Annotated in this window: 3 protein-coding genes; 1 reads left to right on the top strand and 2 read right to left on the bottom strand. The window is 38.3% G+C overall.

The features are described from left to right. Nucleotides 1-427: 427 nt before the first annotated feature. Together ACFWXO_RS45405 and ACFWXO_RS45400 are read right to left on the bottom strand one after the other, a co-directional pair. Nucleotides 428-1,336 (bottom strand): hypothetical protein, encoded by a 909-nt coding sequence (locus ACFWXO_RS45405; RefSeq protein ID WP_375839305.1) that lies wholly within the window; start codon nucleotides 1,334-1,336, stop codon nucleotides 428-430. 90 nt (nucleotides 1,337-1,426) lie between these two features. Then, complete coding sequence (locus tag ACFWXO_RS45400) at nucleotides 1,427-1,600, bottom strand: hypothetical protein (RefSeq protein ID WP_375839303.1); 174 nt, start codon at nucleotides 1,598-1,600, stop codon at nucleotides 1,427-1,429. Nucleotides 1,601-1,640: 40 nt separating this feature from the next. On the opposite strand from ACFWXO_RS45400, the gene ACFWXO_RS45395 reads away from it, so the two are divergent. Then, nucleotides 1,641-1,952: hypothetical protein (locus ACFWXO_RS45395; RefSeq protein WP_380533135.1), on the top strand; the 312-nt coding region annotated here is incomplete at its 3' end.

Here is a 1,952-nt window from a genome sequence, read left to right as displayed (position 1 = left end):
GCATAAGGAAACTCGGTGCCACCCTAAAAAAAAGGGTGTCAAACAGGCTGTGCCTGTTGAGTTTCTATGCTCTTAGAACAGGTGCCGTTTTTGAAGCCAAAGATATAGCATAGATACCCCATAGATATAGCAGGGATATACCAAAATATCTCTAGAGATACGGGTATCTATGCTATATCTCTCTACAAGATTCCTCCACACGCTTGACGGAAATGCTTCAGCATTTTAGCACTCACTCGACAGAGTGTATAAGTGCGCCATTCGGAATTTCAAAGCTTCAAATTTCACAGAGAGTGCCCATTTATACACACCCCCTAAATCGTGGTGTGACAATGGGTTCTCGCCGGCTCGAAATCGGTTTGTCATTCTGACAAATAACCCTTCGGGAAATAAAAAAAACGGCTCCATAAAGAGGAACCGTTTTGCTTCAAAAATCACGTTTTGTGTTATACTGGAGAAACGAAATTGTGTTTTCAAAATTGTCATTTTCGACATGATAACTTTTCTCGTAGTGTGGTTTTGCCGAACCCACTACTTTTTTTATGTCTCCGAACTTCATTTCTTCCCGTTCCGGCTTAACAATCCCTTTTGATTTTCGATACATATTCATTCCGGAAGGATACATGTGCAGCCGTCCGCCTTTTAAAAATTTCTTTTCCCGACCTTCTACGATCTTTGTTTGCACCTCACAGCCCTCTGAAGCCACTTTTAAGGCTGTTTCCCTGTCTTGGACATCTTCTAGGTCTATATCAGTCAAATAAGCGCTCAAATAGGCTCCTATGTTGTCTATATCCTTTAATGACTTGATTGTTACAAATCCTAAACCCCATAGACTCCTTAATTCAGCATTTTTAATATAAATCTTATCCAAATCATTAAAGCGCATTAAAACATGACAATGCCAGGCTCCACGTCCTTGTGGCTCTACCACCGATAAATAATCTATCGAACTTTCTTTCTTGTATTTATAACGCAACCTGTCGATAAAATTTTGAAAATCACTATAAAGTTTTTTCGTGTCCGTCATATTTTTCTTGTATGTCAAAGTTATATGTAATTCATTTGGCCGTCCTATAAAATTGTTATTTATCAAATAACGCAGCTTCTTAAAGGTTTGTCTCAAAGAATTATAATTTTCCTGCCGATTTTCCGAATGCTCGAACTCCCGGATCTCCCCAGTAGAGAGGTCTACAAACCTATCCTTGTCCAATTTTTTGATATTATTTTTCCGGTTCATCTTCTCCATATGCTGAACTTCAATGACGTGATTCATAGTGGTCACTTTTACAACATCATTTGGAGCTATGAAAACCGCGTCACCATTGCGTTTATCCATCCATTTCCCCTCAATTTTTCCTGTAATGTTTAATTAAAATCAAGTTAATAATAAAGAACCCCAAATCCGAAGTCAGTTTTTCAACAAAAATTAGCGTCCTTTTCCCAAATAGTCCCTATACAATTCCTTAATAGCAAACTCAATTACAGCATCTTTTGAAACTCTTCCAAATTCATTGTGTTTTGTAAAATGTTCGGCTAATAACTCTAGCTTTTTAAATGTTTCAACAGTAATTCGAGGTCCAATTTGTTTTTTCTCTTCCATCCAAACACACTCCTAACAAGTTGTTAACATAATTCTAACATTGGAAATAATAGAATTCAAGAACAGAAAAAAGAAGCACACTCGGAATGATATTTCGTTTCCTTTTGATTCCGAGCCTCCACCCCTTACAATCCCCAAAGGCAACCGACAAGGGAAAATTCGTCCCTTATCGGCACCTCCGGAAATTGTACAGCAAGGGGTCACTCCCAATAAAAAGACTACGACATATAAAACAGGTTTAGCTTCAGAGAAAAAGAGCATAAGGAAACTCGGTGCCACCCTAAAAAAAAGGGTGTCAAACAGGCTGTGCCTGTTGAGTTTCTATGCTCTTAGAACAGGTGCCGTTTTTGAA

It is taken from the genome of Kitasatospora sp. NPDC059088, from assembly GCF_042738155.1.
In the GTDB taxonomy this organism is placed as follows: Bacteria; Actinomycetota; Actinomycetes; order Streptomycetales; family Streptomycetaceae; genus Kitasatospora.
This window is presented reverse-complemented; position numbering and strand designations above follow the sequence as displayed.